The sequence below is a fragment of the Bradyrhizobium frederickii genome, assembly GCF_004570865.1.
Taxonomy (GTDB): domain Bacteria; phylum Pseudomonadota; class Alphaproteobacteria; order Rhizobiales; family Xanthobacteraceae; genus Bradyrhizobium; species Bradyrhizobium frederickii.
The window spans coordinates 1-23,215 of record NZ_SPQS01000006.1 but is presented as its reverse complement, the minus strand read 5'-3'; the positions used below and the strand labels follow the sequence as shown (position 1 = coordinate 23,215).

General features: G+C 64.2%; 23 protein-coding genes. 18 read left to right on the top strand and 5 right to left on the bottom strand.

Annotation, left to right across the window (positions count from 1 at the left end; genetic code table 11):
- Nucleotides 1-3 precede the first annotated feature (3 nt).
- Both smpB and E4K64_RS11725 read left to right on the top strand, forming a co-directional pair.
- The gene (smpB, locus tag E4K64_RS11730) at nt 4-477 is read left to right on the top strand and encodes an SsrA-binding protein SmpB (protein ID WP_027530006.1); all 474 of its coding nucleotides are present in this window, start codon (nt 4-6) and stop codon (nt 475-477) included.
- A gap of 4 nt (nt 478-481) precedes the next feature.
- Nucleotides 482-1,063 (top strand): peroxiredoxin, encoded by a 582-nt coding sequence (locus tag E4K64_RS11725; RefSeq protein ID WP_135163655.1) that lies wholly within the window; start codon nt 482-484, stop codon nt 1,061-1,063.
- A gap of 276 nt (nt 1,064-1,339) precedes the next feature.
- Here E4K64_RS11725 and E4K64_RS11720 read toward each other — a convergent pair whose 3' ends face one another.
- Nucleotides 1,340-2,014, bottom strand: a complete 675-nt coding sequence (locus E4K64_RS11720; protein ID WP_135163654.1) for a uracil-DNA glycosylase — start codon at nt 2,012-2,014, stop codon at nt 1,340-1,342.
- Nucleotides 1,995-2,639 carry a LabA-like NYN domain-containing protein gene (locus tag E4K64_RS11715; protein ID WP_028135957.1) on the bottom strand — a complete coding sequence of 215 codons (645 nt, stop codon included), beginning with the start codon at nt 2,637-2,639 and terminating at the stop codon, nt 1,995-1,997. Before E4K64_RS11715 ends, E4K64_RS11720 begins: the two co-directional genes overlap by 20 nt.
- A gap of 332 nt (nt 2,640-2,971) precedes the next feature.
- Here E4K64_RS11715 and rpoZ point away from each other — a divergent pair, with 332 nt between their 5' ends.
- From rpoZ to E4K64_RS11650, 13 genes are all read left to right on the top strand, one after another.
- On the top strand, nt 2,972-3,364 hold the full coding sequence (rpoZ, locus tag E4K64_RS11710; RefSeq protein WP_008133017.1) for a DNA-directed RNA polymerase subunit omega: 393 nt from the start codon (nt 2,972-2,974) through the stop codon (nt 3,362-3,364).
- Between the two features lie 204 nt (nt 3,365-3,568).
- On the top strand, nt 3,569-5,854 hold the full coding sequence (locus tag E4K64_RS11705; protein ID WP_135163653.1) for a RelA/SpoT family protein: 2,286 nt from the start codon (nt 3,569-3,571) through the stop codon (nt 5,852-5,854).
- Nucleotides 5,855-5,899: 45 nt separating this feature from the next.
- Complete coding sequence (locus E4K64_RS11700; RefSeq protein ID WP_135163652.1) at nt 5,900-6,652, top strand: pyridoxine 5'-phosphate synthase; 753 nt, start codon at nt 5,900-5,902, stop codon at nt 6,650-6,652.
- Entirely contained in the window at nt 6,649-7,068 is a 420-nt protein-coding gene (gene acpS, locus E4K64_RS11695) for a holo-ACP synthase (protein ID WP_126258546.1), read from the top strand. The genes E4K64_RS11700 and acpS overlap by 4 nt, the downstream gene beginning before the upstream one ends.
- A gap of 249 nt (nt 7,069-7,317) precedes the next feature.
- Complete coding sequence (lepB, locus tag E4K64_RS11690; protein WP_135163651.1) at nt 7,318-8,082, top strand: signal peptidase I; 765 nt, start codon at nt 7,318-7,320, stop codon at nt 8,080-8,082.
- Nucleotides 8,079-8,894 (top strand): ribonuclease III, encoded by an 816-nt coding sequence (gene rnc, locus E4K64_RS11685; RefSeq protein WP_135163650.1) that lies wholly within the window; start codon nt 8,079-8,081, stop codon nt 8,892-8,894. Before lepB ends, rnc begins: the two co-directional genes overlap by 4 nt.
- Nucleotides 8,884-9,810, top strand: coding sequence for a GTPase Era (gene era / locus E4K64_RS11680; RefSeq protein WP_135163649.1), 927 nt, complete (start codon nt 8,884-8,886; stop codon nt 9,808-9,810). Before rnc ends, era begins: the two co-directional genes overlap by 11 nt.
- A 21-nt stretch (nt 9,811-9,831) precedes the next feature.
- Nucleotides 9,832-10,212, top strand: a complete 381-nt coding sequence (locus tag E4K64_RS11675) for a hypothetical protein (protein WP_135163648.1) — start codon at nt 9,832-9,834, stop codon at nt 10,210-10,212.
- Between the two features lie 139 nt (nt 10,213-10,351).
- The gene (gene recO / locus E4K64_RS11670) at nt 10,352-11,104 is read left to right on the top strand and encodes a DNA repair protein RecO (protein WP_135163647.1); all 753 of its coding nucleotides are present in this window, start codon (nt 10,352-10,354) and stop codon (nt 11,102-11,104) included.
- A 101-nt stretch (nt 11,105-11,205) separates the two neighbouring features.
- Nucleotides 11,206-11,481 (top strand): hypothetical protein, encoded by a 276-nt coding sequence (locus tag E4K64_RS11665; RefSeq protein WP_135163646.1) that lies wholly within the window; start codon nt 11,206-11,208, stop codon nt 11,479-11,481.
- Nucleotides 11,482-11,544: 63 nt separating this feature from the next.
- Nucleotides 11,545-13,803 (top strand): DNA topoisomerase IV subunit A, encoded by a 2,259-nt coding sequence (gene parC / locus E4K64_RS11660; RefSeq protein ID WP_135163645.1) that lies wholly within the window; start codon nt 11,545-11,547, stop codon nt 13,801-13,803.
- A 254-nt stretch (nt 13,804-14,057) separates the two neighbouring features.
- Nucleotides 14,058-15,608 carry an ABC transporter substrate-binding protein gene (locus E4K64_RS11655; RefSeq protein ID WP_135163644.1) on the top strand — a complete coding sequence of 517 codons (1,551 nt, stop codon included), beginning with the start codon at nt 14,058-14,060 and terminating at the stop codon, nt 15,606-15,608.
- A gap of 4 nt (nt 15,609-15,612) precedes the next feature.
- Nucleotides 15,613-17,157, top strand: a complete 1,545-nt coding sequence (locus tag E4K64_RS11650) for a GMC family oxidoreductase (RefSeq protein WP_135163643.1) — start codon at nt 15,613-15,615, stop codon at nt 17,155-17,157.
- A gap of 989 nt (nt 17,158-18,146) precedes the next feature.
- On the opposite strand, the gene E4K64_RS11645 is transcribed toward E4K64_RS11650, so the two are convergent.
- Nucleotides 18,147-18,902, bottom strand: coding sequence for an SDR family NAD(P)-dependent oxidoreductase (locus tag E4K64_RS11645; RefSeq protein ID WP_135163642.1), 756 nt, complete (start codon nt 18,900-18,902; stop codon nt 18,147-18,149).
- 214 nt (nt 18,903-19,116) lie between these two features.
- Between E4K64_RS11645 and E4K64_RS11640 the strand changes: the two genes are divergently transcribed.
- The gene (locus E4K64_RS11640; RefSeq protein WP_135163641.1) at nt 19,117-20,010 is read left to right on the top strand and encodes an AraC family transcriptional regulator; all 894 of its coding nucleotides are present in this window, start codon (nt 19,117-19,119) and stop codon (nt 20,008-20,010) included.
- 455 nt (nt 20,011-20,465) lie between these two features.
- On the opposite strand, the gene E4K64_RS11635 is transcribed toward E4K64_RS11640, so the two are convergent.
- Both E4K64_RS11635 and E4K64_RS11630 read right to left on the bottom strand, forming a co-directional pair.
- Nucleotides 20,466-20,810, bottom strand: coding sequence for a hypothetical protein (locus E4K64_RS11635; RefSeq protein WP_135163640.1), 345 nt, complete (start codon nt 20,808-20,810; stop codon nt 20,466-20,468).
- Between the two features lie 1,045 nt (nt 20,811-21,855).
- Nucleotides 21,856-22,233, bottom strand: a complete 378-nt coding sequence (locus tag E4K64_RS11630; RefSeq protein WP_126258537.1) for a PRC-barrel domain-containing protein — start codon at nt 22,231-22,233, stop codon at nt 21,856-21,858.
- A gap of 401 nt (nt 22,234-22,634) precedes the next feature.
- Here E4K64_RS11630 and E4K64_RS11625 point away from each other — a divergent pair, with 401 nt between their 5' ends.
- Nucleotides 22,635-22,859, top strand: coding sequence for a hypothetical protein (locus tag E4K64_RS11625; protein ID WP_135163639.1), 225 nt, complete (start codon nt 22,635-22,637; stop codon nt 22,857-22,859).
- A 148-nt stretch (nt 22,860-23,007) separates the two neighbouring features.
- A partial coding sequence (locus tag E4K64_RS11620) for a transposase (protein ID WP_135163638.1) occupies nt 23,008-23,215 on the top strand: 208 nt, incomplete at its 3' end.

Below are 23,215 nucleotides of genomic sequence, written 5' to 3'. Positions count from 1 at the left end.
CTCATGGCCGATAAAAACGAACGTCCAATCAAGGTCATGGCGGAAAATCGCAAGGCCCGCTTCAATTATGCGATCGAGGACACGATCGAGGCGGGCATTGCGCTGACCGGCACCGAGGTCAAGTCGATCCGCAACGGCAAAAGCACGATCGCGGAATCCTACGCCGATTCCAAGGACGGCGAGATCTGGCTGATCAACGCCACCATTCCCGAATATCTCCAGGGCAATCGCTTCAACCACGAGCCCAAGCGGCCGCGAAAACTGCTGCTCCATCGCCGGCAGATCAACAAGCTGATGGGCGCCGTCGACCGCGAGGGCATGACGCTGATCCCGCTCAAGCTCTATTTCAACGAGCGTGGCCGCGCCAAATTGCAGCTGGCGGTTGCAAAAGGCAAGAAGCTGCACGACAAGCGCGAGACCGAGAAGAAGCGCGATTGGAGCCGGGAGAAGGGGCGCCTGATGCGGGCGAGGGGCTGACGAGATGACCCAGCGGAACCTGTTCGAGGTCGATTGGAGCCAGATTCCCGCGCCCGTCGATGACGGCGCGGGCGCGCATCTCACGGGCATGGTGGTGCCTCCGATCGGCCTGCTCGCGACCAACGACACCTCGGTGACCCTGTCGGCCCTGCGCGGCCGAACCGTGGTGTTCGCCTATCCGCGCACCGGCGAGCCCGGCAAGATCTCACTGGTCGACGATTGGGACATGATCCCCGGCGCGCGCGGTTGCACGCCGCAGACCTGTGCGTTCCGCGATCTGTTCGCCGAGCTGAAGGCCGCCGGTGCCGCCCACGTGTTCGGCCTTTCGACCCAGAGCAACGAATACCAGACCGAGATGGCCTCACGGCTGCATCTGCCGTTCCCTGTGCTGTCGGACGAGAAGCTGGCGCTCACGCAGGCGCTGAAGCTGCCGACCATGGAGGTCGCGGGCCTGACGCTGATCAAGCGCCTCGCGCTGATCGTCGACGACGCACGCATCACGCACGTCTTCTATCCGGTGTTTCCGCCCGACCGGAACGCCGGCGACGTGCTGGACTGGCTGAGGGCCCATCCGGTCAGGACGTAAAGCGTATCCGCACGCGGGTAGGTCTATGGCCGGCCAATGATGGCAGCGATGCCGCGCTTTAGGTTGTTGTTTAAGCATGATCTTTTCGGAAAACCGCTGCGCACTTTTCCGGATCATGCCTTAAGTCTGTCACCGTCATCCTGAGGTGCTCGTCCTGCAACGCAGGGCGAGCCTCGAAGGACGACGGCCCATCCCGGCCGTTCATCCTTCGAGGCGCTCCGCATCGCGCCACTCGCGCCTCAGGATGACGGGTTCAACATGGCCGGTGCCTGCTCTCTAGTCCAGGTCCGCCTTCACCTTCGCGAACACGCTGCGGAACATGTCCGGGGTCAGGACGCCGGTGTTGGTGTTGTAGCGCGAGCAGTGGTAGCTGTCGTAGAGCTTGAACGCGCCGGCCTGGTGCACGGCGCCATGGCCGAACGGGGCCTGTGAGGCCTTCAGCTGCAGCGGCTTGAGCACGCTGTCGTGCGCAATTCGCCCGAGCGCGATGATCGCGCGCAGCCTCGGCATCGTCTCGAGATTGGCGACCAGGAACTGCCGGCAGGTGTTGATCTCGACCGGCAGCGGCTTGTTCTGCGGCGGCACGCAATGCACGGCATTGGCGATCCGGCAGTCGATCAGCTTCAGGCCATCATCGGGACGCGCCTGATAGGTCCCCTTGGCAAATCCGTATTCGAGCAGGGTGGCGTAGAGCAGGTCGCCGGCATAGTCGCCGGTGAACGGCCGTCCCGTGCGGTTGGCGCCCTGCATCCCCGGCGCGAGGCCGACGATCAGGAGGCGCGCCTTGATGTCGCCGAAGGGGGCTACCGGCGCATTGTGCCACAACGGCTCGCGCGCGCGGTTTGCCTCGCGAAAGGCAACCAGACGCGGACAGAGCGGGCAATCGCGGTCGGGAACGACGGTGGGAAGCTGGCGGCTTGGCCGGGCCGCCTCACTCCTCGAAGTCGTCATCGCCCCTCGGCGCCATCGTGGTTGCGCGCTGGAGGAATTGCGGGGCGTGGTGACGGGCCTCGCGCTCGCCGCGGTCGCGCGGGGCGGGGCGTTCGGACGGATCACGGCCGAGCTTGGACTGCAGCTCGACGAGGTCGGTGAAGACGTCGGCCTGGCGGCGCAGCTCGTCGGCGATCATCGGCGGCTGGCTGGCGATGGTGGAGATCACCGTGACCCGCACGCCGCGGCGCTGCACGGCCTCGACCAGGGAGCGGAAGTCGCCGTCGCCGGAGAACAGCACCATCTGGTCGATGTGCTCGGCGAGCTCCATGGCGTCCACGGCGAGCTCGATGTCCATGTTGCCCTTGACCTTGCGGCGGCCGGAGGCGTCGATGAACTCCTTGGTCGCCTTGGTGACGACGGTGTAGCCGTTGTAATCCAGCCAGTCGATCAGCGGGCGGATCGAGGAGTATTCCTGATCCTCGATGATGGCGGTGTAGTAGAACGCCCGCAGCAGCGTCCCGCGGCCCTGAAACTCCTTCAGCAGGCGCTTGTAATCGATGTCGAAGCCCAGAGTTTTCGCCGTCGCGTAGAGATTGGCCCCGTCGATGAAGAGCGCGATCTTGTTGGTAGGAGAAGGTGACATTCAGTTGCTCGCGTAGTGTTCGTGATTGATCGTTTATTGTTGGCGCGGCGACAGCAAGCCGCGCATATCTAGAGTGCCGCTGAGACCCGTCGAAACCGCAAATCCGGAGAAGTCGGGGCAATCAAGGTATAGTTATGGCGGACTTGCATACATACACCCGGCGCTACCCTCGATGGCAGCCCGGGAAACCACCCATCCCAGCCCCAATGTGGGGGTAGCAGAGCCGTTTGGCGAGGCCAAATCACAAATTGGCCTTGCGAAACCGGCCCGGTCCCTATAACTACCCCCAATCATCCACATATTTCGTCCCACCCACAACGGAGCGACAGTCCATGGCTCGCGTCACCGTAGAAGATTGTATCGACAAGGTCGACAACCGGTTTGACTTGGTCCTGCTGGCCGCCCACCGTGCCCGCATGATCTCGTCCGGTTCACAACTAACGGTTGACCGCGATAACGACAAGAACCCTGTTGTGTCTTTGCGCGAAATTGCCGACACGACCATTTCGCCGGAGGACCTCCGCGAGGAGCTGGTGCACTCGCTCCAGAAGTTCGTCGAGGTCGACGAGCCGGAGCCGGATACGGTGCCGCTGATCGGTTCCGCGGGTGCGAGCGTCGATGCGGACGATACCGAAGTCGCCGTCGAGCGCATGACCGAAGAGGAGCTCCTGAAGGGTCTCGAAGGCCTTGCGCCGCCCGAGGAGCAGCCCGAGGAGGACGAGTAAATCGTCCATCGCGATCGTTGACTTCTTGTGATCTTATCAAGGCCCGAACCGTTGTTCGGGCCTTTGCTTTTGTTGACGTTTTCGTGGTTACCATAGCGTTGTGGCTAGCGCTGCGTCCTGTCACTGAATTGATCGGACGCAAGCGCGATCGGAGCTAAGGTGTATACAACGGGTCGGCCCAGGCCCGTTTGAAGGCAGGACGGCATGGTATATCGGCGCCGCAGATCCACGCAGATGCAGGCCGCAACCGAATCGGTTGCCGTGGCCCCGACTGCGCCGGTCGCGCGCCCGGCCAAGCCCCGCGCGCGCATGATGCGTCAATATGACCTCGTCGAGCGCGTCAGGTCCTACAATCCCAACACCAACGAAGACCTGCTGAATCGCGCCTATGTCTACGCCATGAAGGCGCATGGTTCGCAGACCCGCGCCTCGGGCGATCCGTACTTCTCGCACCCGCTCGAAGTCGCGGCGATTCTCACCGACCTGAAGCTCGACGACGCCACCATCGTGGCGGCGCTGCTCCACGACACGATCGAGGACACCGAGGCGACGCGGGCCGAGATTGATCAGATTTTCGGGCCGGAGATCGGCGCGCTGGTCGAGGGCCTGACCAAGCTGAAGCGGCTCGAGCTGGTGTCGCGGGAGGCCAAGCAGGCCGAGAATCTGCGCAAATTGTTGCTGGCCATTGCCGACGATGTCCGCGTGCTTCTGGTCAAGCTCGCCGACCGTCTGCACAACATGCGCACGCTGGATTTCGTGCCGACGGAATCGCGCAGACGCATCGCCGAGGAGACGCTCGACATCTATGCGCCGCTCGCGGGGCGCATGGGTATGCAGGAAATGCGCGAGGAGCTGGAGGATCTGTCCTTCCGCACCCTCGATCCCGAAGCCTATTCGGTGGTGATGCAGCGCCTCGACGCGCTCGCCGAACGCAACCGCAATCTGATCGGGGAGATCGAGGACCAGCTCTCCAACAATCTGCGCCACAGGGGCCTGGGGGCGCGGGTCTATGGCCGCCGCAAGAAGCCGTTCTCGATCTGGACCAAGATGGAGCGCAAGTCGGTCGGCTTCGAGCAATTGTCCGACATCTTCGGTTTTCGCCTCGTCGTCAACGACATCGAGTCCTGCTATCGCGCGCTCGGCATCGTCCACACCACCTGGCCGGTGGTGCCGGGGCGCTTCAAGGACTACATCTCGACACCGAAGCAGAACGACTATCGCTCGATCCACACCACGGTGATCGGTCCCGGCAACCAGCGCGTCGAGCTGCAGATCCGCACCGAGGCGATGGACCAGATCGCCGAGCGGGGTATCGCCGCGCACGTCTTCTACAAGGAGGGCGTCGGCTCGCCGACCGAATTCCTCAAGCGCGAGTCCACGGCGTTCGCCTGGCTGCGCCACACCATCGGCATCCTCTCGGAAAGCGCCAATCCGGAGGAATTCCTCGAGCACACCAAACTCGAGCTGTTCCACGACCAGGTGTTCTGCTTCACCCCGAAGGGCAAGCTGATCGCGCTGCCGCGCCACGCCAACGTGATCGACTTCGCCTATGCCGTGCATACGGACGTCGGCAATAGCGCGGTCGGCTGCAAGATCAACGGTCAGTTCGCGCCGTTGTCCTCGGAGCTGCAGAACGGCGACGAGGTCGAGGTGCTGACCTCGGAGGCGCAATCGGCGCCGCCCTCGGCCTGGGAGACGCTTGCGGTCACCGGCAAGGCCCGCGCCGCGATCCGCCGCGCCACGCGGACCGCGGTGCGCGATCAATATGCCGGTCTCGGCCGCCGCATCGTGGAGCGCCTGTTCGAGCGCGCCAAGATCGAATATGCCGACGACAAGCTCAAGGGCGCGCTGCCGCGGCTCGCGCGGACCTCGATCGAGGATGTGATGGCGGCCGTGGGGCGCGGCGAGATCAAGGCCTCCCACGTCGCACGTGCGATGTACCCCGACTACAAGGAGGAGCGCATCGCGCGCTACGGCGTCAAGAAGGGGCTTGCCGCCAAGCTCAAGGAGAAGCCGTCGGAGCAGCCGCGCAGCCCGGTCGCGATTCCGATCCGCGGCATCAATTCCGACCTGCCGATCAAGTTCGCGCCGAACGGCGGCGCGGTGCCGGGCGATCGCATCGTCGGCATCGTCACGCCGGGCGAGGGCATCACGATCTACCCGATCCAGGCGCCGGCCCTGAAGGATTTCGAGGAGGAGCCGGAGCGCTGGCTCGACGTCCGCTGGGACATCGAGGATTCCGCACCGCAGCGCTTCCCGGCGCGCATCAAGGTCGAGAACGTCAACGAGCCCGGCGCGCTGGCGCAGATCGCGACCGTGATCGCCGAGCACGACGGCAACATCGACAACATCAGCATGCAGCGCCGCTCACCGGACTTCACGGAAACGACGATCGATCTCGAAGTCTACGATCTGAAGCATTTGAGCGCGATCCTGGCCCAGCTGCGCGCCAAGGCGGTCGTCGCCAAAGTCGAACGTGTTAATGGATAGGCGCATCTCGCATGCGCCGGTTCCTCCGATTTCGTGAGCTCTGAAATGCCTGCTTCTCCGCTTCGCCTCGGCGTCAATATCGATCACGTCGCAACCGTGCGTAACGCGCGCGGCGGCCGCCATCCCGATCCGGTGCGGGCGGCGCTCCTGGCGATCGAGGCCGGCGCCGACGGCATCACCGCCCATTTGCGCGAGGATCGCCGGCACATCCGCGACGAGGACATGGCGCGGCTGAAGGCCGAGATCTCCAAGCCGCTCAATTTCGAGATGGCGGCGACCGACGACATGATGCGCATCTCGCTCGCCACCAGGCCGCATGCGGTGTGCCTGGTGCCGGAGCGCCGGCAGGAGGTGACCACCGAAGGCGGGCTGGATGTGGTCGGCCAGCACAAAGCGCTCGCGCCCTGTATCGCACGGCTGAGCGATGCCGGTATTCGGGTCTCCCTGTTCATCGCCGCCGATCCCGCCCAGATCGAGATGGCGGCGCGGCTGCGCGCGCCGGTGATCGAGATCCACACCGGCGCCTGGTGCGACGCTGTGGTCGACGGCCACACCGCCAAGGCCGAGGCCGAATGGCGGCGGATCGTGGCGGGAGTGAAGTTGGCCAAGGCTGCGGGGCTCGAGGTCCACGCCGGGCACGGGCTCGACTACGCGACCGCGGAGACGATCGCGGCCCTGCCTGAGATCATGGAGCTCAACATCGGCTACTACATGATCGGCGAAGCGCTGTTCGTGGGGCTGGCCGAGACGGTGCGCAGCATGCGTGCGGCGATGGATCGCGGCCGGAGCCGGGCATGATCATCGGCATCGGCTCCGACCTGATCGACATCACCCGCGTCGCCAAGGTGATCGAGCGCCATGGCGAGCGCTTCCTCGACCGCATCTTCACCGCGGCGGAGCGGGCCAAGGCGGAGCGCCGCGCCAAGAACGAGAAGATGGTGGTGGCGACCTACGCCAAGCGCTTCGCCGCCAAGGAGGCCTGCTCCAAGGCGCTCGGCACTGGGATCCGGCGCGGCGTCTGGTGGCGCGATATGGGGGTGGTCAACCTGCCGGGCGGGCGGCCGACGATGCAGCTGACCGGGGGCGCCCTGGCCCGGCTCCAGGCCCTGACGCCGGAGGGGTTCGAGGCCCGGATCGACGTGTCGATCACCGACGACTGGCCGCTGGCGCAGGCCTTCGTCATCATTTCCGCCGTCCCGCTGCCGAAACCCTGACGCGACGTCGTGGATTTTGTGATCTTCGTTGTAAATCAATATCTTACCCAGTTTTGATGCGATCCTTGATTGCGTGGCCTCCGACAACCGTCTAAAAGTCCGCGGACGCAAATCAGCCTGGGCGAGTTCGGCTTTACGCCGGAATTGGCCCTCACTGTCAGAATCAGGACAATCTCCTTGCGCCGCGAACCGGAGGGCCGTTCGCGGGAGGAGGGCGCTCTGTGATCGCCGGCCGGAATTGAGAGAGCAATGAGCGTGACTTCGGGAACGAAAACTGAGAGCGGCGTCGGCGAAACGATCCGAGTCGTGATCCATGCTCTCCTGATCGCGCTGGTGATCCGAACTTTCCTGTTCCAGCCCTTCAACATCCCGTCCGGCTCGATGAAGGCGACGCTGCTGGTCGGCGACTATCTGTTCGTCTCGAAATATTCCTACGGCTACAGCCATTATTCGATTCCGTTCTCGCCGCCGCTGTTCTCGGGGCGGATCTGGGGCTCGGACCCAGACCGCGGCGACATCGTCGTGTTTCGCCTGCCGAAGGACGATTCCACCGACTACATCAAGCGCGTGATCGGCCTTCCCGGCGACCGCATCCAGATGCGGGACGGGCTGCTCTACATCAACGACGCGCCGGTCGAGCGGCAGCGGATGAGCGAATATGTCGGCGAGGAGCCCTGCGGCTCGGAAGGCGGCGGCATCTCCCGGGTGAAGCGCTGGAAGGAAACACTGCCGAACGGCGTATCCTATGAGACGCTCGACTGCGCCGACAACGGATACGTGGACAACACCAACGTCTACACCGTGCCGTCAGGCCATTTCTTCATGATGGGCGACAACCGCGACAACTCCACCGATAGCCGCTTTCTCGGCCAGGTCGGCTATGTGCCGAAGGAGAATCTGATCGGCCGCGCCCAGATGATCTTCTTCTCCATCGCCGAAGGCGAGCATGCCTGGATGTTCTGGCGCTGGCCGTGGGCGGTACGCTGGAATCGCTTCTTCAAAATCGTTCGATGAAAGACGAAGCCAAGGACATCGCCATCCAACCGACCGAGGCGCAAGCCGCTCCTGAGAGCGAAGCTGCACCGAAGACGCCTGCCAAGAAGAAGCGGGCGCGCAAGGCCAAGGGCACCGATGCGAATGCGGCGCTCGAGGCGCGCATCGGCCACAGCTTCACCGACCCGAACATGCTGATGCAGGCGATCACGCATGTCTCGGCGCTGAAGTCCGGGCGCAAGCGCGGCGACAGCTACCAGCGCCTGGAATTCCTCGGCGACCACGTGCTCGGGCTCGTCGTCTCCGACATGCTCTATCACGCCTTCCCGAACGCCGACGAGGGCGAGCTCTCCAAGCGTCTTGCCGAGCTCGTGCGCAAGGAAAGCTGCGCCGACGTCGCCAAGTCGCTCGGCCTGCTCGACGACATCAAGCTCGGCTCGGTCGGCTCCAGCGCCGATGCCCGCCTGCGCAAATCCATCCTTGGCGACATCTGCGAGGCCGTGATCGGCGCCGTCTTCCTCGATGGGGGCTACGCAGCGGCGTCCGAGTTCGTCAGGCGCAACTGGACCGAGCGCATGCACAAGCCGCGCCGTCCGTTGCGCGATCCCAAGACCGTGCTGCAGGAATGGGCGCAAGGCAAGGGGCTGCCGACGCCGGTCTACCGCGAGGTCGAGCGCACCGGCCCGCATCACGATCCGCAGTTCCGCGTCGCCGTCGACCTGCCGGGCCTCGCGCCGGCCGAGGGCATTGGCGGCAGCAAGCGCGCGGCAGAAAAGGTAGCAGCTTCGGTGATGATTGAACGCGAAGGCGTCGGCGGCAGCAATGACGGCTGAGGCAAGCGGCGAGGCGCCCGTTGCGACGCGCTGCGGCTTCGTTGCGCTGATCGGCGCGCCGAATGTCGGCAAGTCCACCCTGGTCAATGCGCTGGTCGGTGCCAAGGTCACGATCGTCTCGCGCAAGGTGCAGACCACGCGCGCGCTGATCCGCGGCATCGTGATCGAGAACAACGCGCAGATCATCCTGGTCGACACGCCCGGCATCTTCTTGCCGAAGCGGCGGCTCGACCGCGCCATGGTCTCCACCGCCTGGAGCGGGGCGCATGACGCCGATCTCGTCTGCGTGCTGCTCGATGCCAAGACCGGCATCGACGAGGAGGCCGAGGCGATCCTCACCAAGGCCGCCAGCGTCAATCACGAGAAGATCCTCGTCATCAACAAGGTCGACCTGGTCCAGCGCGAGAAGCTGCTGGCGCTGGCGCAGGCCGCCAACGAGCGCATGAAGTTCGCGCGCACCTTCATGATCGCGGCGATCTCGGGCGACGGCGTCGACGATCTCCGCACGACGCTCGCCGAGATGGTGCCGGCGGGTCCGTTCCTCTACCCCGAGGACCAGATGTCGGACGCGCCGATGCGGCAGCTGGCGGCCGAGATCACGCGCGAGAAGATCTATCAGAAGCTGCACCAGGAACTGCCCTACCAGTCCACGGTCGAGACCGACAAGTGGGAGGAGCGCAAGGACAAGTCGGTGCGGATCGAGCAGACGATCTTCGTCGAGCGCGAAAGCCAGCGCAAGATCGTGCTCGGCAAGGGCGGCGCCACCATCAAGTCGATCGGCGCGGACTCGCGGAAAGAGCTGATGCAGATCCTGGACGTGCCGGTGCATCTGTTCCTGTTCGTCAAGGTGCGCGAGAACTGGGGCGACGATCCCGATCGCTACCGCGAGATGGGTCTGGACTTTCCGAGAGAATAACCAAGAAAAGATCGGTATCCGATGAGCGTGCCCAGCAACGTCAGGCGCTTCGAAGCGCTGCTCTATGCATCGTTGATGCTGGACGCCTTGTCCGTTGCGGCGCAGGACCGCACGCCCAATGCCGAGATGACCGAGCAGATGATCATGACGGGGACCTTGCTCGCCGGCGGCATGATCCTGCTCCTTCTCTATTTCGTCCGGCTGGCCGCGCATGGGCGCAAGAACTGGCCGCGCTGGGTGCTCGCGGCCGCGCTCGTGCTGTCGGTCATCTCGCTCGGCCAGATCATCGGCGTGAAGGGCTTGGAGCTCGACAGCGCCATCGAGATCGTTTCCTGCGCGCTGACCACGATGGGCCTGTATTTCTCCTTCACCGGCGACGCGCAGGGCTGGTTCAACGCGTAGCGACTTGCACGCTGCCGTAGGGTGGGCAAAGGCGCGCTCTTCGCGCGCCGTGCCCACCATCGTGCGCCGTCGATCAAATCCGTGGGCACGCTTCGCTTTGCCCACCCTACGGCCGCTCGAAATGCGATAAGCTTCCCCCATGGAATGGACCGACGAAGGCATCGTGCTGGGGGTGCGGCGGCATGGCGAATCCAGCGCCATCGTCGAGCTCCTGACGCGCGCGCACGGCCGGCATCTCGGCCTCGTGCGCGGCGGCGCCAGTTCGCGGATGCGGCCGCTTTTGCAGCCGGGGAACAGCGTCAGCGCGGTCTGGCGGGCGCGGCTCGACGAGCATCTCGGCACCTATACGATCGAAGGCCTGAAGCTGCGCGCGGCCACGCTGCTCGGATCGTCCCACGGCGTCTACGGCGTCACCCATCTCGCCTCGATCGCGCGCCTGCTGCCGGAGCGCGATCCGCACGAGGAGATCTTTGCGCTGCTCGAGCATTCGCTCGACGATTTCGAGGACATCGGGAGCGCCGCCGTGCACCTCATCCATTTCGAGCTGGCAATGCTTGCCGAGCTCGGCTTCGGGCTGGCGCTGGAAAATTGTGCGGTGACCGGCGAGACCGCCGAACTGATCTACGTCTCGCCGAAATCCGGCGGCGCCGTATCGCGCAGCGCGGGCGAGCCCTGGCGTGACCGCCTGTTGCGCCTGCCGCCGTTTCTGCGTCAGGGCGAAACCGCCAGCGACCTGACCGAGCAGGATCTCCAGGACGGCTTTCGACTCACCGGCCTGTTCCTGCTGCGTCACGTGCTGGAGCCGCGGGGGCAGGGCCATTCCGACGCGCGCGCGGGCTTCATCAACGCCCTGATCCGGCAACAGGCGAGGGCCGCGATTCCCGCGCCATGAGCGAAACGGAACTCTGCATTGCTCCTCTGATGCTGAGTTCCACGGGAACGAAATCGGGGTCATCGAGTTCGCCCTTGGGTTCCACAACGGGGACAGCCTAAATGTTGATCAGGGGATTCGCCTTTTCCGCGGCGCTGTTCGCGTTCGCGCCTGATGCCATGGCCGGCGAGCCGCAACCCGGCGTGTTTCGCCGGGCATCCTGCACCGTCGTGCGGTACTATGTGGCCAAATATTCCGCTGCCGCCGCAGAGACATGGGCGCGGTCGAAGGGGGCGACGGAGGCTGAAATCGAGGCCGCCCGGCGTTGCCTGACCAATGCGCCGGCACCGGCCCAGGACAAGACCCAGACCGTGACGGCCGGCTGGGCAGGGCACTAGCCACCGCCCACAGGGAACCAATCCATCCTTGCCCGATTCCCTTCCACGGTTTAACCGGGCGGCATGGGAAAACGAATCGTTCCGCCGGAAGAACCGGCCGAAATTCACGAGGTGCCGCTGCGTGAAGCGTTGGAAGAGCGCTATCTCGCCTATGCGCTCTCCACCATCATGCACCGCGCGCTGCCGGACGCGCGCGACGGCCTGAAGCCGGTCCACCGCCGCATCCTCTACGGCATGCGCCTGCTCCGGCTCGACCCGGGCACGGCCTTCAAGAAATCCGCCAAGATCGTCGGCGACGTGATGGGCTCGTTCCATCCGCACGGCGACCAGGCGATCTACGACGCCATGGTGCGCCTCGCGCAGGATTTCTCCTCGCGCTACCCGCTGGTCGACGGCCAGGGCAATTTCGGCAATATCGACGGCGATAACCCGGCCGCCTACCGCTACACCGAAGCGCGCATGACCGACGTCGCGCGGCTTCTGCTCGACGGCATCGACGAGGACGGGGTCGAATTCCGCGCCAATTACGACGGCCAGTCGAAGGAGCCGGTCGTGCTGCCCGGCGGCTTCCCGAACCTGCTCGCCAACGGTGCGCAGGGCATCGCCGTCGGCATGGCCACCTCGATCCCGCCGCACAACGCCGCCGAGCTTTGCGACGCCGCGCTGCACCTGATCGAGAAGCCCGACGCGAAGTCCAAGGCGCTGCTGAAATGGGTGAAGGGCCCGGACTTCCCGACCGGGGGCATCATCGTCGATTCCAAGCAGGCGATCGCCGAGGCCTACGCCACCGGCCGCGGCTCGTTCCGTGTCCGGGCGAGGTGGGAGCAGGAGGAGGGCGCACGCGGCACCTGGGTCGTCGTCGTCACCGAAATTCCCTTCCTGGTGCAGAAATCGCGCCTGATCGAGAAGGTCGCCGAGCTGCTCGACCAGAAGAAGCTGCCGCTGGTCGGCGACATCAGGGACGAGTCGGCCGAAGACGTCCGCATCGTGATCGAGCCGAAATCGAAGAACGTCGATCCGGCGCTGATGATGGAATCGCTGTTCCGGCTGACCGAGCTCGAAAACAAGATCCCGCTGAACCTCAACGTGCTGATCAAGGGCAAGGTGCCCAGGGTCGTGGGCCTTGCAGAGGCCTTGCGCGAATGGCTCGACCATCTGCGCGACGTCCTGATCCGCCGCAGCAACTACCGCAAGGCGCAGATCGAGCACCGGCTGGAAGTCCTCGGCGGCTTCCTGATCGCCTATCTGAACATCGACAAGGTGATCAAGATCATCCGCACCGAGGATGAGCCGAAGCCCGAGCTGATGAAGGCGTTCAAGCTCACCGAGGTGCAGGCCGAAGCCATCCTCAACATGCGCCTGCGCTCCTTGCGCAAGCTCGAGGAGATGGAGATCCGCACCGAGGACAAGAACCTCCGCAACGAGCTCAAGGGCATCAACGCGGTGCTCGCCTCCGAGGCCGAGCAGTGGAAGAAGGTCAGTGAGCAGGTCGGCAAGGTCCGCGACATGTTCGGGCCGAAGACGCCGCTCGGCAAGCGCCGCACCACCTTTGCCGACGCGCCCGAGCACGATCTCGCCGCGATCGAGGAGGCCTTCGTCGAGCGCGAGCCGGTGACCGTCGTCGTCTCCGACAAGGGTTGGATCCGCACCATGAAGGGCCATGTCGAGGATCTCTCGGGGCTCGCCTTCAAGCAGGACGACAAGCTCGGCTTCGCCTTCTTCGCCGAGACGACCTCGAAGCTGCTGCTGCTCGCCACCAACGGCAAGTTCTACACGCTCGACGTCGCCAAGCTGCCGGGCGGCCGCGGTCACGGCGAGCCGATCCGCCTGTTCATCGACCTCGAGCAGGAGGCCGCGCCCGTCGCGCTGTTCGTCAACAAGGGCGGACGGAAATTCCTGGTCGCGAGCCACGAGGGCCAGGGTTTCGTCGTCAACGAGGACGATTGCGTCGGCACCACCAAGAAGGGCAAGCAGGTCCTCAACGTCGACATGCCGAACGAGGCGCGCGCGATCGCCGAGGTGATCGGCGACACCGTCGCGGTGATCGGCGAGAACCGCAAGATGCTCGTCTTCCCGCTCGACCAGGTGCCGGAAATGGCGCGCGGCCGCGGCGTGCGCCTGCAGAAGTACAAGGACGGCGGCCTCTCGGACGTGACCGTGTTCGAGGCCAAGGCCGGCCTGACCTGGAAGGACTCCGCGGGCCGCGAATTCTCCGCGACCATGAAGGAGCTCAGCGAGTGGCAAGGCACCCGCGCCGACGCCGGCCGCCTGCCGCCGAAGGGTTTCCCGAAGTCGAACAAGTTCGGCCGGGGCATCGGGTAGCGCGCAGGCCGTCGCCACGCAACAGGTGTCATGCCCCGGCTTGACCGGGGCATCCAGTACGCCGCGGCCTTTCCGTATCATCGCAGGATCTCTGGAATACTGGGTCGCCCGGTTCAAGCCGGGCGATGACACCGACGGTGTAGCCGCAAACGCGCGGCTGATAGCCGTGTGCGCATACGTGCTTCTGCCGTGTGGGCACGAACATTGCTTTTTGCTGGCGACCGTAACCGTTTCGCCAAGGCAAGAAGAAACCAATGTTCAAACTCAAGTCTTTGATCCCCGCGCTGTTCGGCCTCGCGCTGGCCGCGGCGCCCGCGCATGCGGCGGGGAATCTCGTCGCGGTGCTCGAGGCGGAAATCGTCACCCTCGATCCGCATTTCTCCACGGCCTATATTTCGCGCACGTTTGGCTACATGGTGTTCGATACGCTGTTTGCGAAGGACTCCAAGGACGACATCAAACCGCAGATGGTGCAGGACTGGAAAGTCTCGCCCGATGGCCTGACCTACAGTTTCACCCTGCGCGATGGCCTGAAGTGGCATGATGGCCAGCCGGTCACCGCGGCCGACTGCGTGGCCTCGCTGCGCCGCTGGGGCACCCGCAGCGCGCTCGGCCGCCGCATCTTCGCGATCACGGCGTCGCTCGAACCCACCGATGCCAAGACTTTCGTGCTGACGTTGAAGCAGCCGTCTGGTCTCGTCATCGACGCGCTCGGCAATCCCGTCAGCCCCGTCGCCTTCATGATGCCCGAGCGCATCGCCAAGACCCCCGGCGACCAGCGCATCACCGAGATCATCGGTTCCGGCCCGTTCGTCTACAGCAAGGCCGATCACCGCACCGGCGATCGCATGATCCTGAAGAAGTTCGCCGACTATGTACCGCGCCCCGAGCCCGCCGACTTCCTCGCCGGCGGCAAGCGCGTCAATGTCGACACGCTGGAGGTCCGCGTCATTCCTGACGGTGCGACCGCAGCCTCCGCGCTGCAGGCCGGCGAAGTCGACTTCATGCAATACGCCCCGTTCGATCTATTGCCGCAGTTGGAGAAGAACTCCCGCGTCAAGCTCGTCAACTTCACCGGCGGCAACATGTTCGCAGGCGCCTACCGCCTCAACGCCGCGTCCAAACCGTTCGACGATCCCGCGATCCGGCGCGTGCTGTGGAAGCTGGTCGACCAGCGCGAAGTGCTGGATGCGCTCGGGCTGGATGCCAAATACGCCACGCCTTGCGCGACGTTCTTCACCTGCGGCACCACCTATGAAAGCAAGGCCGGCACCGAGGCGGCGGCGAAGCCCTCGATCGAGGCGGCGAAGGCCGCGCTGAAGGCGACCAAATATGCCGGCGAGCCCGTCGTCGTCATGCAGGCCAACGATCTCGAAGCCCCGCGCGTCTCGGCGCAGGTGCTCGCCGAGCGGCTGAAGGCCGCCGGCTTCAACGTCGATCTGCAGGTGATGGACTGGGCGAGCGTGCTGGCCCGCCGCGCCAAGAAGGAGGGCTGGAGCGTCTACGGCGTTCACGCCGGCGGTTTCGATCTGGGCTCGCCGCTGACCAATGTGATGGTTGCCTTCAACTGCGCCGACTTCACCGGCTGGCAATGCGATGCGCGCATCACGCCGTTGATGGAAGCCTTCGCCAAGGCGCCGGCCGAGGAGGACCGCAAGAAGATCGCAGGCGAGATCCAGGCCGTCATGTACGATCAGGCTCCCGGAATTCCCTGGGGCCAGTTCGCGCAGCCGGCCGCCTATCGCGCGACCTTGCGCGGTCTGATACCGTCCGCCATCCCGGTGTTCTGGAATGTCGAGAAGTAATGCGATGTACGATGTCATTGTTGTTGGCGGCGGCTCCGCCGGCGCTGCGGTTGCGGCGCGGCTGTCGGAGGATCCCGCACGGCGCGTTTTGTTGCTCGAAGCGGGCCGCGACTGGCGCGCGGACGATGCACCGTGGGAGGTGACGACGCCGAACCCGATCCCGATCATCCACAAGCGCGAGTACCAGGAGAAATGGCAATGGCCTGACCTTCTGTCGCGCCGGGTCGCCGGTCAGGAGCCGCGCTTCTACTGGCGCGGCAAGGGGCTCGGCGGCTCGTCGATGATGAACGGCCAGATCGCCATCCGCGGCGTTGCCGATGCCTTCGACGAATGGGCCGCCAATGGCTGCACCGGCTGGTCGGCCAGGGAGGTGATGCCGCTGTTCTCCGTGATCGAGGACGACCTGGAGTTCGGCGATGCCGAGGGCCACGGCCGCGGCGGGCCGTTGCCGGTCTATCGCGCGCCGCCGGACAAGTGGGGGCCGATCGATCGCGGCTTGCGCGATGCGGCGCTGGCGAGCGGCTATCCCTGGTGTGCCGACCTCAACGGCCCGGACGGCGAGGGCGTCGCCTGCTATCCCATCAACAGCCGCGACTTGCGCCGCATCAGCACCAATGAGGGCTATCTCGAGCCGGCGCGCGGCCGCGCCAATCTGGAAATCCGCGGCCATGCGCTGGTCGATCGCGTGCTGATCAGCGACGGCCGCGCGACCGGCGTCCGCGTTCATATTGACGGGCAGGGCACCCACGAGATCGGCGCGCGCCAGATCGTGCTCTGCGCCGGCGCCATCCACAGCCCGGCGATCCTGCTGCGTTCGGGCATCGGGCCGGCCGAGGAGTTGAAGGCGATGGGCATTGCGGTGGCGCGTGACCTGCCCGTCGGCCGCCACTTCTTCGATCATCCGCTGTTTCGCGCCACGATCCAGCTCCGCGAGGAACTCCGCCCCACCGATCCCGACACGCGCCACACCAATTGCTGCGTGACCTATTCCTCCGGGCTCGCCGACGGCGGCAAGCGCGACATGATCCTGATCGCCTTCAATCATCGCGGCATCGGCGTGCCGGGCGCGATCGGCGCCGGGCTGTTCAACGCGTATTCCCGCGGCACGCTCAGATTGGCCTCGCCCGATGCCGCGATCGATCCTGTCGTCGAGGAGAACATGCTGGCCGATCCCCGCGACATGCTGCGCATGATGGACGCGGTGAAGCGCCTTGCGGTGATCACGTCCCAGCCGGCGGTTTCGGGCATTGCCGACTGGATCCGGCTCGCCGACACCGACCTGACGCTGTCGCAGGCCGCCAGCCTGCCGGACCACGAGCTCGACGCGGTGCTGCGCCGAGAGACCGGCGACATCCAGCACGCCGCCGGCAGCTGCCGCATGAGCGGCGTTGGTGATGCCGACGGTGTGGTCAATCCTGACGGCACGGTGAAGGGCATCGCTTCCTTGCGCGTTGCCGACGCCTCGATCATGCCGTCCGACTGCCGCGCCAATACGCATTTCACGACAGTGGTGATCGGGGAAGCGATCGCGCGGATGATGATGCGGTAGCGCGACAACAACGGTGTCATGCCCCGCGCAGGCGGGGCATCCAGTACGCCGTGGCGCCGGTGGGTTCGCACAACGTCCGCTGCGGACTATTGGATCGTCCGCCTTCGCGGACGATGACAGCGAGAATGAGAGATTGGCCGTCGCTCCGTTACAGCCTTCAAACAGCTGGCAAGAGTTCGCCTTCCCGCGGCGCATCTCGCCCGAGTTTTGCTTCACGGCACGCCCTCGATAAAGACGAGGGCGCAGGGAAGGCCGGGCGCCGGCGGCACCCGAGTCCGTGCGCGACAGAAGATGCACACGGGGTGGACGACAGGTGATGCCGGTCGCCCGGCCTTCCCTGCGCGAATGGTTTTAACGGTGTCCTTCGTGCTCTCCTCGGGGAGCGTTGCACTATTGCCCCCGTCGCCTCGCGGCTGATCGATGCGCGGACCGGTCGGGCCGCCACATCACCGCGAGACTTGACGCCAGAACCCCGGGCGTCGGGACCACACGACTTCTCCGTCCGCGCACGTCCTCGCATGTCGCTCCGAGGGGTGGCGTGTGCTCGCCCCCGAAGCCATGCGAAGACGCTGTCAGCGCCGTGTCGTATGCGCGGCAGGCCATCGCTCACGGTGTCCCGCCCTGCAATGCCCGTTGCGCCGACGCCGTCGCGTCCATCGCTGCCCAGCCCGCGGTTCGTGACGATCGCGATCCGCCGCTCGTCTCGGGCCAGGGTGACCGGTGTGTACGACAAATCCGAATTTCGGTAAAGTGGGATATTTTGCGCGATGGAGCTTGACAGGCGGCGAGGTGAAATTGACCGGGCTGTTTTGCCCGACGGGCACCGTGCACCGCATGACGCGCTGTCGTGCGAAATTCCGGTTCCGATCTCTTCACCAAACAATATTTGCGGACACGAAACGGACCCGGGGCCGCATAGAGCCTGGCCGACCAAGGCTGCCGCAAGCTCTTGCAGCGACCCTTGCATGTCGTAAGGCAATGTTCGGCGTTCAGATCATTTGCCCGCCTGATACTTCGATCCGTTGCCCCGTAACCCAGCGATTGTCCTCACTCAGCAGGCTCGCGACCATCGGACCGATATCATCCGGGACACCAACGCGGCCCAGCGCAGTCATGGCGGCGAATTGCTTGTTCACGTCGGGATTGTCACGTACCAGGCCACCGCCAAAGTCGGTTTCGATCGCGCCGGGCGCAACGCTGTTGACGCGGATGCCGCGCGGCCCAAGTTCCCTGGCCATGCAGACCGCCATCATGTCGGCGGCGGCTTTCGCCATGGTGTAGACGGCGAAGCCCGGATAGGTGACACGCGTCAAGCCACTGCCGATGGTGACGATCGAGCCACCGTCTGCCATCAGCGGCAACAAGGCCTGGGTGAGGAAGAATACGCCTTTGACATGCAGGTTCATCTGCTGATCGAACTGAGCCTCGGTGGTCTCGCCGAGCGGAGCGAAGAGGCCGTCGCCGGCATTGTGCACGAGGTGGTCGAAGCTCTCGCGACCAAATGTCTCCTTCAGCGTCTGGCCCAGTCTTCGCGTGAAGGAGGGAAATTTGGCGACGTCGGCGCTGTCCAATTGAAAGGCCACGGCCCGGCGTCCCAGCGCCTCGATCTCGGAAACGGCGCTCTCCGCGAGGTCCGCACGGCTCCGGTATGTGATGATGACGTCGCTGCCCTTGCGCGCGATGTTGACGGCCATGTTGCGGCCAAGGCCGCGGCTCGCACCGGTGACGATTGCAATTTTAGCCATGTGATGTCTCCTTCGCTTGACGTGGCGAAGGTGGCAGACACCGCAGCATTCGAGTTGCCAGATCCTTGAACCTTCTTGCCTATTCCTCCGAATGGCCGGGAGCATCGCTCAGTCCGGGCCGGAGCTGCGTTTAACGATCAATTCACATGCCCAAAGTTGGAGCAGTCCGGCCATGTCCGGTTGCCGAAGCCCGCGGCTGGTATAAATTCGCGGAATGACGACGACCTTGCTCGAAACGGTTCGCCGCTATGCGGATTTGCATTCAGACCAGAATGGCGCGGCCAGGACGCCGATCCCGGGCCTTACGGCCATACGGGCACTGACGCAGGGCCAGCTCCAATACGCGATCAACCGACCGCTCGTTGCGCTCGTCCTGCAGGGCCGCAAACGCGTGACGACGGGATCGCACAGCTTCGATTTCGGCGCGGGGGAGTCGCTCCTGATCTCGGCGGATGTGCCGACTGTCAGCCAGATCACCCGCGCCAGCGCAAAGGTCCCATATTTGTCCCTGGTCGTCGAGCTCGACCCGGCGGTGATCGCGAGCCTGATCGTGGAGATGAACCTTGCTCCCGAGCAGCAAAGCATTCCCGTCCGCGTCGATCCGACCGAATCCGAGGTTGCCGATGCCGCGCTCCGCTTGATGCGGCTGCTCGAGCGTCCGTCATCCTTGCCGGTTCTGCAGTCTCAGTTCGTTCGCGAAATCCACTATTGGCTGCTGGCTGGGCGACACGGCGCGGCGATAAGGGCTCTCGGGGTCGCCGACAGCCACGCGCAACGCATCGCGCGCGCCGTGGCGATCATTCGTTCCGACTATGCAAGGCCGCTGCGTATCGAGCGCCTGGCGGAAGCGGCTGCCATGAGTCCTTCCTCGTTTCACCAGCACTTCCGGGCGATTACATCACTCAGTCCCTTGCAATTTCAGAAGCAGCTGCGGCTCATCGAGGCGCGTCGGATGATGTTGTCGGAGGGCTCTGACGTGAGCAGCGCGGCCTTCGGGGTAGGTTACGAAAGCGTCTCGCAATTCACGAGGGAATATGGGCGCTTGTTCGGGCTGCCGCCTGCCAAGGATATCAAGGCCGCGCTCGGTCAGCTGGACACCGCAGCCTGAAGCCGAGCCGGGCCATCGACCACCCGGGACATGCAAGGCGGGATGCGTAGCGGCGATCTCCTCTTCCTAAATCACCCCCGCCAGCCTGAGCCCGACACCCGCCGCGCAGCTCCCCGCCAGCACCGTCAGCATGCCCAGCTTGAAGCGGAAGATCGCCGGTGTAGTGCTAAGGGACACGACGATCGACCATGGTGCAAGCTACGATCTGGTTGCAGTTAAGCTGGACCGCGCCCCCGTTGACCTCGCCGACGTGCTGCCGCCGGCCTGTTTTATTTGTGCGTGCCACGTGGGGGATTCCTGACTAGGTTCGACTGTACTTCTTCCGCGTCTGGCCCGATGGCGCAGTGTGGTTCGCCTCAGATACCGTCTGCTGATCGGAGCAGACCGGAAGTGATCCAGTACCAGTCAAATCGGCGCTGTTGACCCCAAAGCTGACGTGGCTACCTGCCTTCTAGTCAGTGGTGCCGTTCAAGGACAATCAGTGGAAGCCCATCAGCGAGTTGCCATTTCGTAGCGAAGTAGCAGTACTCGTCGGGGAAGCGGTCAAGGAAGGCCGGTTTGTCAGGTTCTGCGAGCCGTGACTTCACCTCCGTTTTCCAGAACTCGAAGCGATGCGCCGGGTCTATCCAGCGGGGCCGCAGTTCAAGATCAGCAACGACGAAAGTCGCCCCTGACTGCATCATCTCAATGATTTCCGATGCGTTCAGCTCCTTGGAGACGCGCTGCGCGTTCAGAATTTCCTTCTCATTCCACAGCTCTTCAAGCGGGAGCTTCGTGATCACCTTCTTGGCGATGTCCATCTTTTGCTCGACGTTCAAGTGAGTGGAATGTTAGCGCATCCTTGGAGGTATGTCCGGAATTGGCGCCGAAGGCGAGAAGGCTCGGGCAGTCACAGAAGTCCGCTGTGTTAGGTAGACCGGACATAGGCGGCCCGGTCGCCGATCGATGCTGGTGACCCGAAGCGGACTTTCAGGCTGCCTCCTTGCACTTCCTTGAAGGGAGTCGACGGTTGATCCGTAGTGGACCCGCTGCGGATCTTTACCGCGCCACCAAGTCGCAGGTTTTCGGACGATCCCCTCGGTTTGAAGCCGGGACCGGCTATTGTATTAATTTGTAACTGAGATATAATTTTTAAATATATTTAAATACCGGCGCCTCGAGGGCCTAAGAGGAAAACATCCATGAAGACCTGGGGCGTTCTTTCCGCAGCAGCATTTGCGTTGTCTCTGGCGATGACCATGCCATCTGCATCGGCTTGCAACGGCAACGGGAAGTGTTCCGACGCGCCCGGCCAAGTGAGGGGAGCCCCCGGACCGATTGCGGGCGCCGGTCTTCCTATTCTCGCCGTTGGATACGGCGTGTACTGGCTGGTGAGACGACGGCGGACCCGGTAGTTGCGCGTAGGCGTCCGCGGTCGCTAACCGCCAGTTTGCTCCGGCCCCCCTTTGCCCCCCATCCGGAGCATCGACGGCCCCAGTTGACGGTGCGTCGGCGGGGCCGTCGCGCTTTGTCGGACCTTCTTTCATATTCGCGTCATGTCGCCAGTTGGGCCCGTAGCTGACCTTCACGGCAATGGCCGCCGAGGCCCGCTTCTGACCCATTGCGCTGACTCTAGAGAGAAGCTGAGCAAAGCCAATCAGGCGCATCCTCCGCCTCCGCCGATGCGGCGGCAGGCGTTGTTTCGCTTCAAGGCCCATCGATCTAAGCTGCCTGAGGTTCGCTGGAGGTCTCCAGCGAACCTCATGCTAGCATTGGTCGGGAGTCGATCCGACAGCATCCAACGAGGCTCGGCCGATCAATTCAGCTGACACTCACGATTGGAAAATTCCCGCGCGCCGTCTGGCGTTATAGGCCGCCTCGCCCTTCCCAGTAAGTGGGCGTCCCATAATACCGGTGAGTTCGCGTTTCCCAATCTCGATCCTCCCAGGAGTCATCGCTGAACTCCGGCGCGTCCCTGAGCTGTTGCTCTGTGATATTGGTTCGGAAGCCTTCGAGGGACGTATCATACCTCAGAGCGCTCCAGGGAATGGGGTAGTGGCTGTGACCCAAGCCAACAAATCCGCCGAAGCTCATGACCGCATAAGCTACGCGGCCTGACACCTTGTCGATGATGAGGTGATCAATCTCACCGATATTCTTTCCATCCGCTCCATACACCTCGGTTCCCTGAATGTCTTCGCTCGAGATGCAGTGATGATCCGGGTGGGCTGTTGCGCGGGCCATGACTTTGACTCCCTCACAGGTGGTTTTGGCCGCTTAACTCGGCAGCTACGAGGACGTTCCTGCGTTAAGCGCCGGTCGCAGCGCCAAATCGACGCGACATCAGCGAAGTGACGACAACCCCTCACTATGGTCGGCTTAGTGGGGCGCATCGGACGAGATTTGCTTACGCTGAGTCTTTGGCCTTTTGACCCAAACCCGAAGTCGGGAATGGTGCGCCTGTGAGTCGAAGATCGATAACCTCGCGATAAACGATCTCTGAACTGCCTGTTCGGCCTGCGTTCATATCGTCCCTTTAGTATCTCTACAGAGTAGTGAACCCGAGACGTAGTTTCCAGCCGTGGAACGGATCCACGCCGCTCGAGAATTTGCGCAGGGACACACTCACAATGGAGGAGACGACCATGAAGAAGCTTCTCATTTCGGCGGCTGCCGCTGCAATCATGACCGGCGCCGCCTACGCCCAGACGGAATTTTATGTAGTGCAAGACACCTCCACGAAGAAATGCACCATCGTGGACAAGAAGCCGACCACCACTACCACCGTCATTGTTGGCGACGGCAAGGTGTTCAAGACACGCACAGAAGCTGAGAGCGGGATGAAGACCATCAAGGTCTGCGCGAACTAGGGAGCGGTGGCGAGAAGCGATAAGCCCCGCTCCGTCCGCTCCCATCAACAAGAGGGAGGCCTGAGCTGGTCCCGCAAATCTGAACAGCGCGATAAGTGGAGTTTCTGCCTGACGGCGGGCAAGATTGACCCGCGAATCAGGAGAGACGATGAGCAGACGAGCACGGCGGAACCACACTCCGGCTTTCAAGGCGAAGGTGGCACTTGCCGCCGTCAAGGGTGACCGCACGCTGGCGCAACTGGCGGAGCAGTTCGACGTTCACCCCAATCAGATCACATCGTGGAAGGCCCAGCTCGAAGGCAGCGCTGCCGATGTTTTCGGTCCGGGCGGCGGGAGTCGGATCGCCGAACCCACCG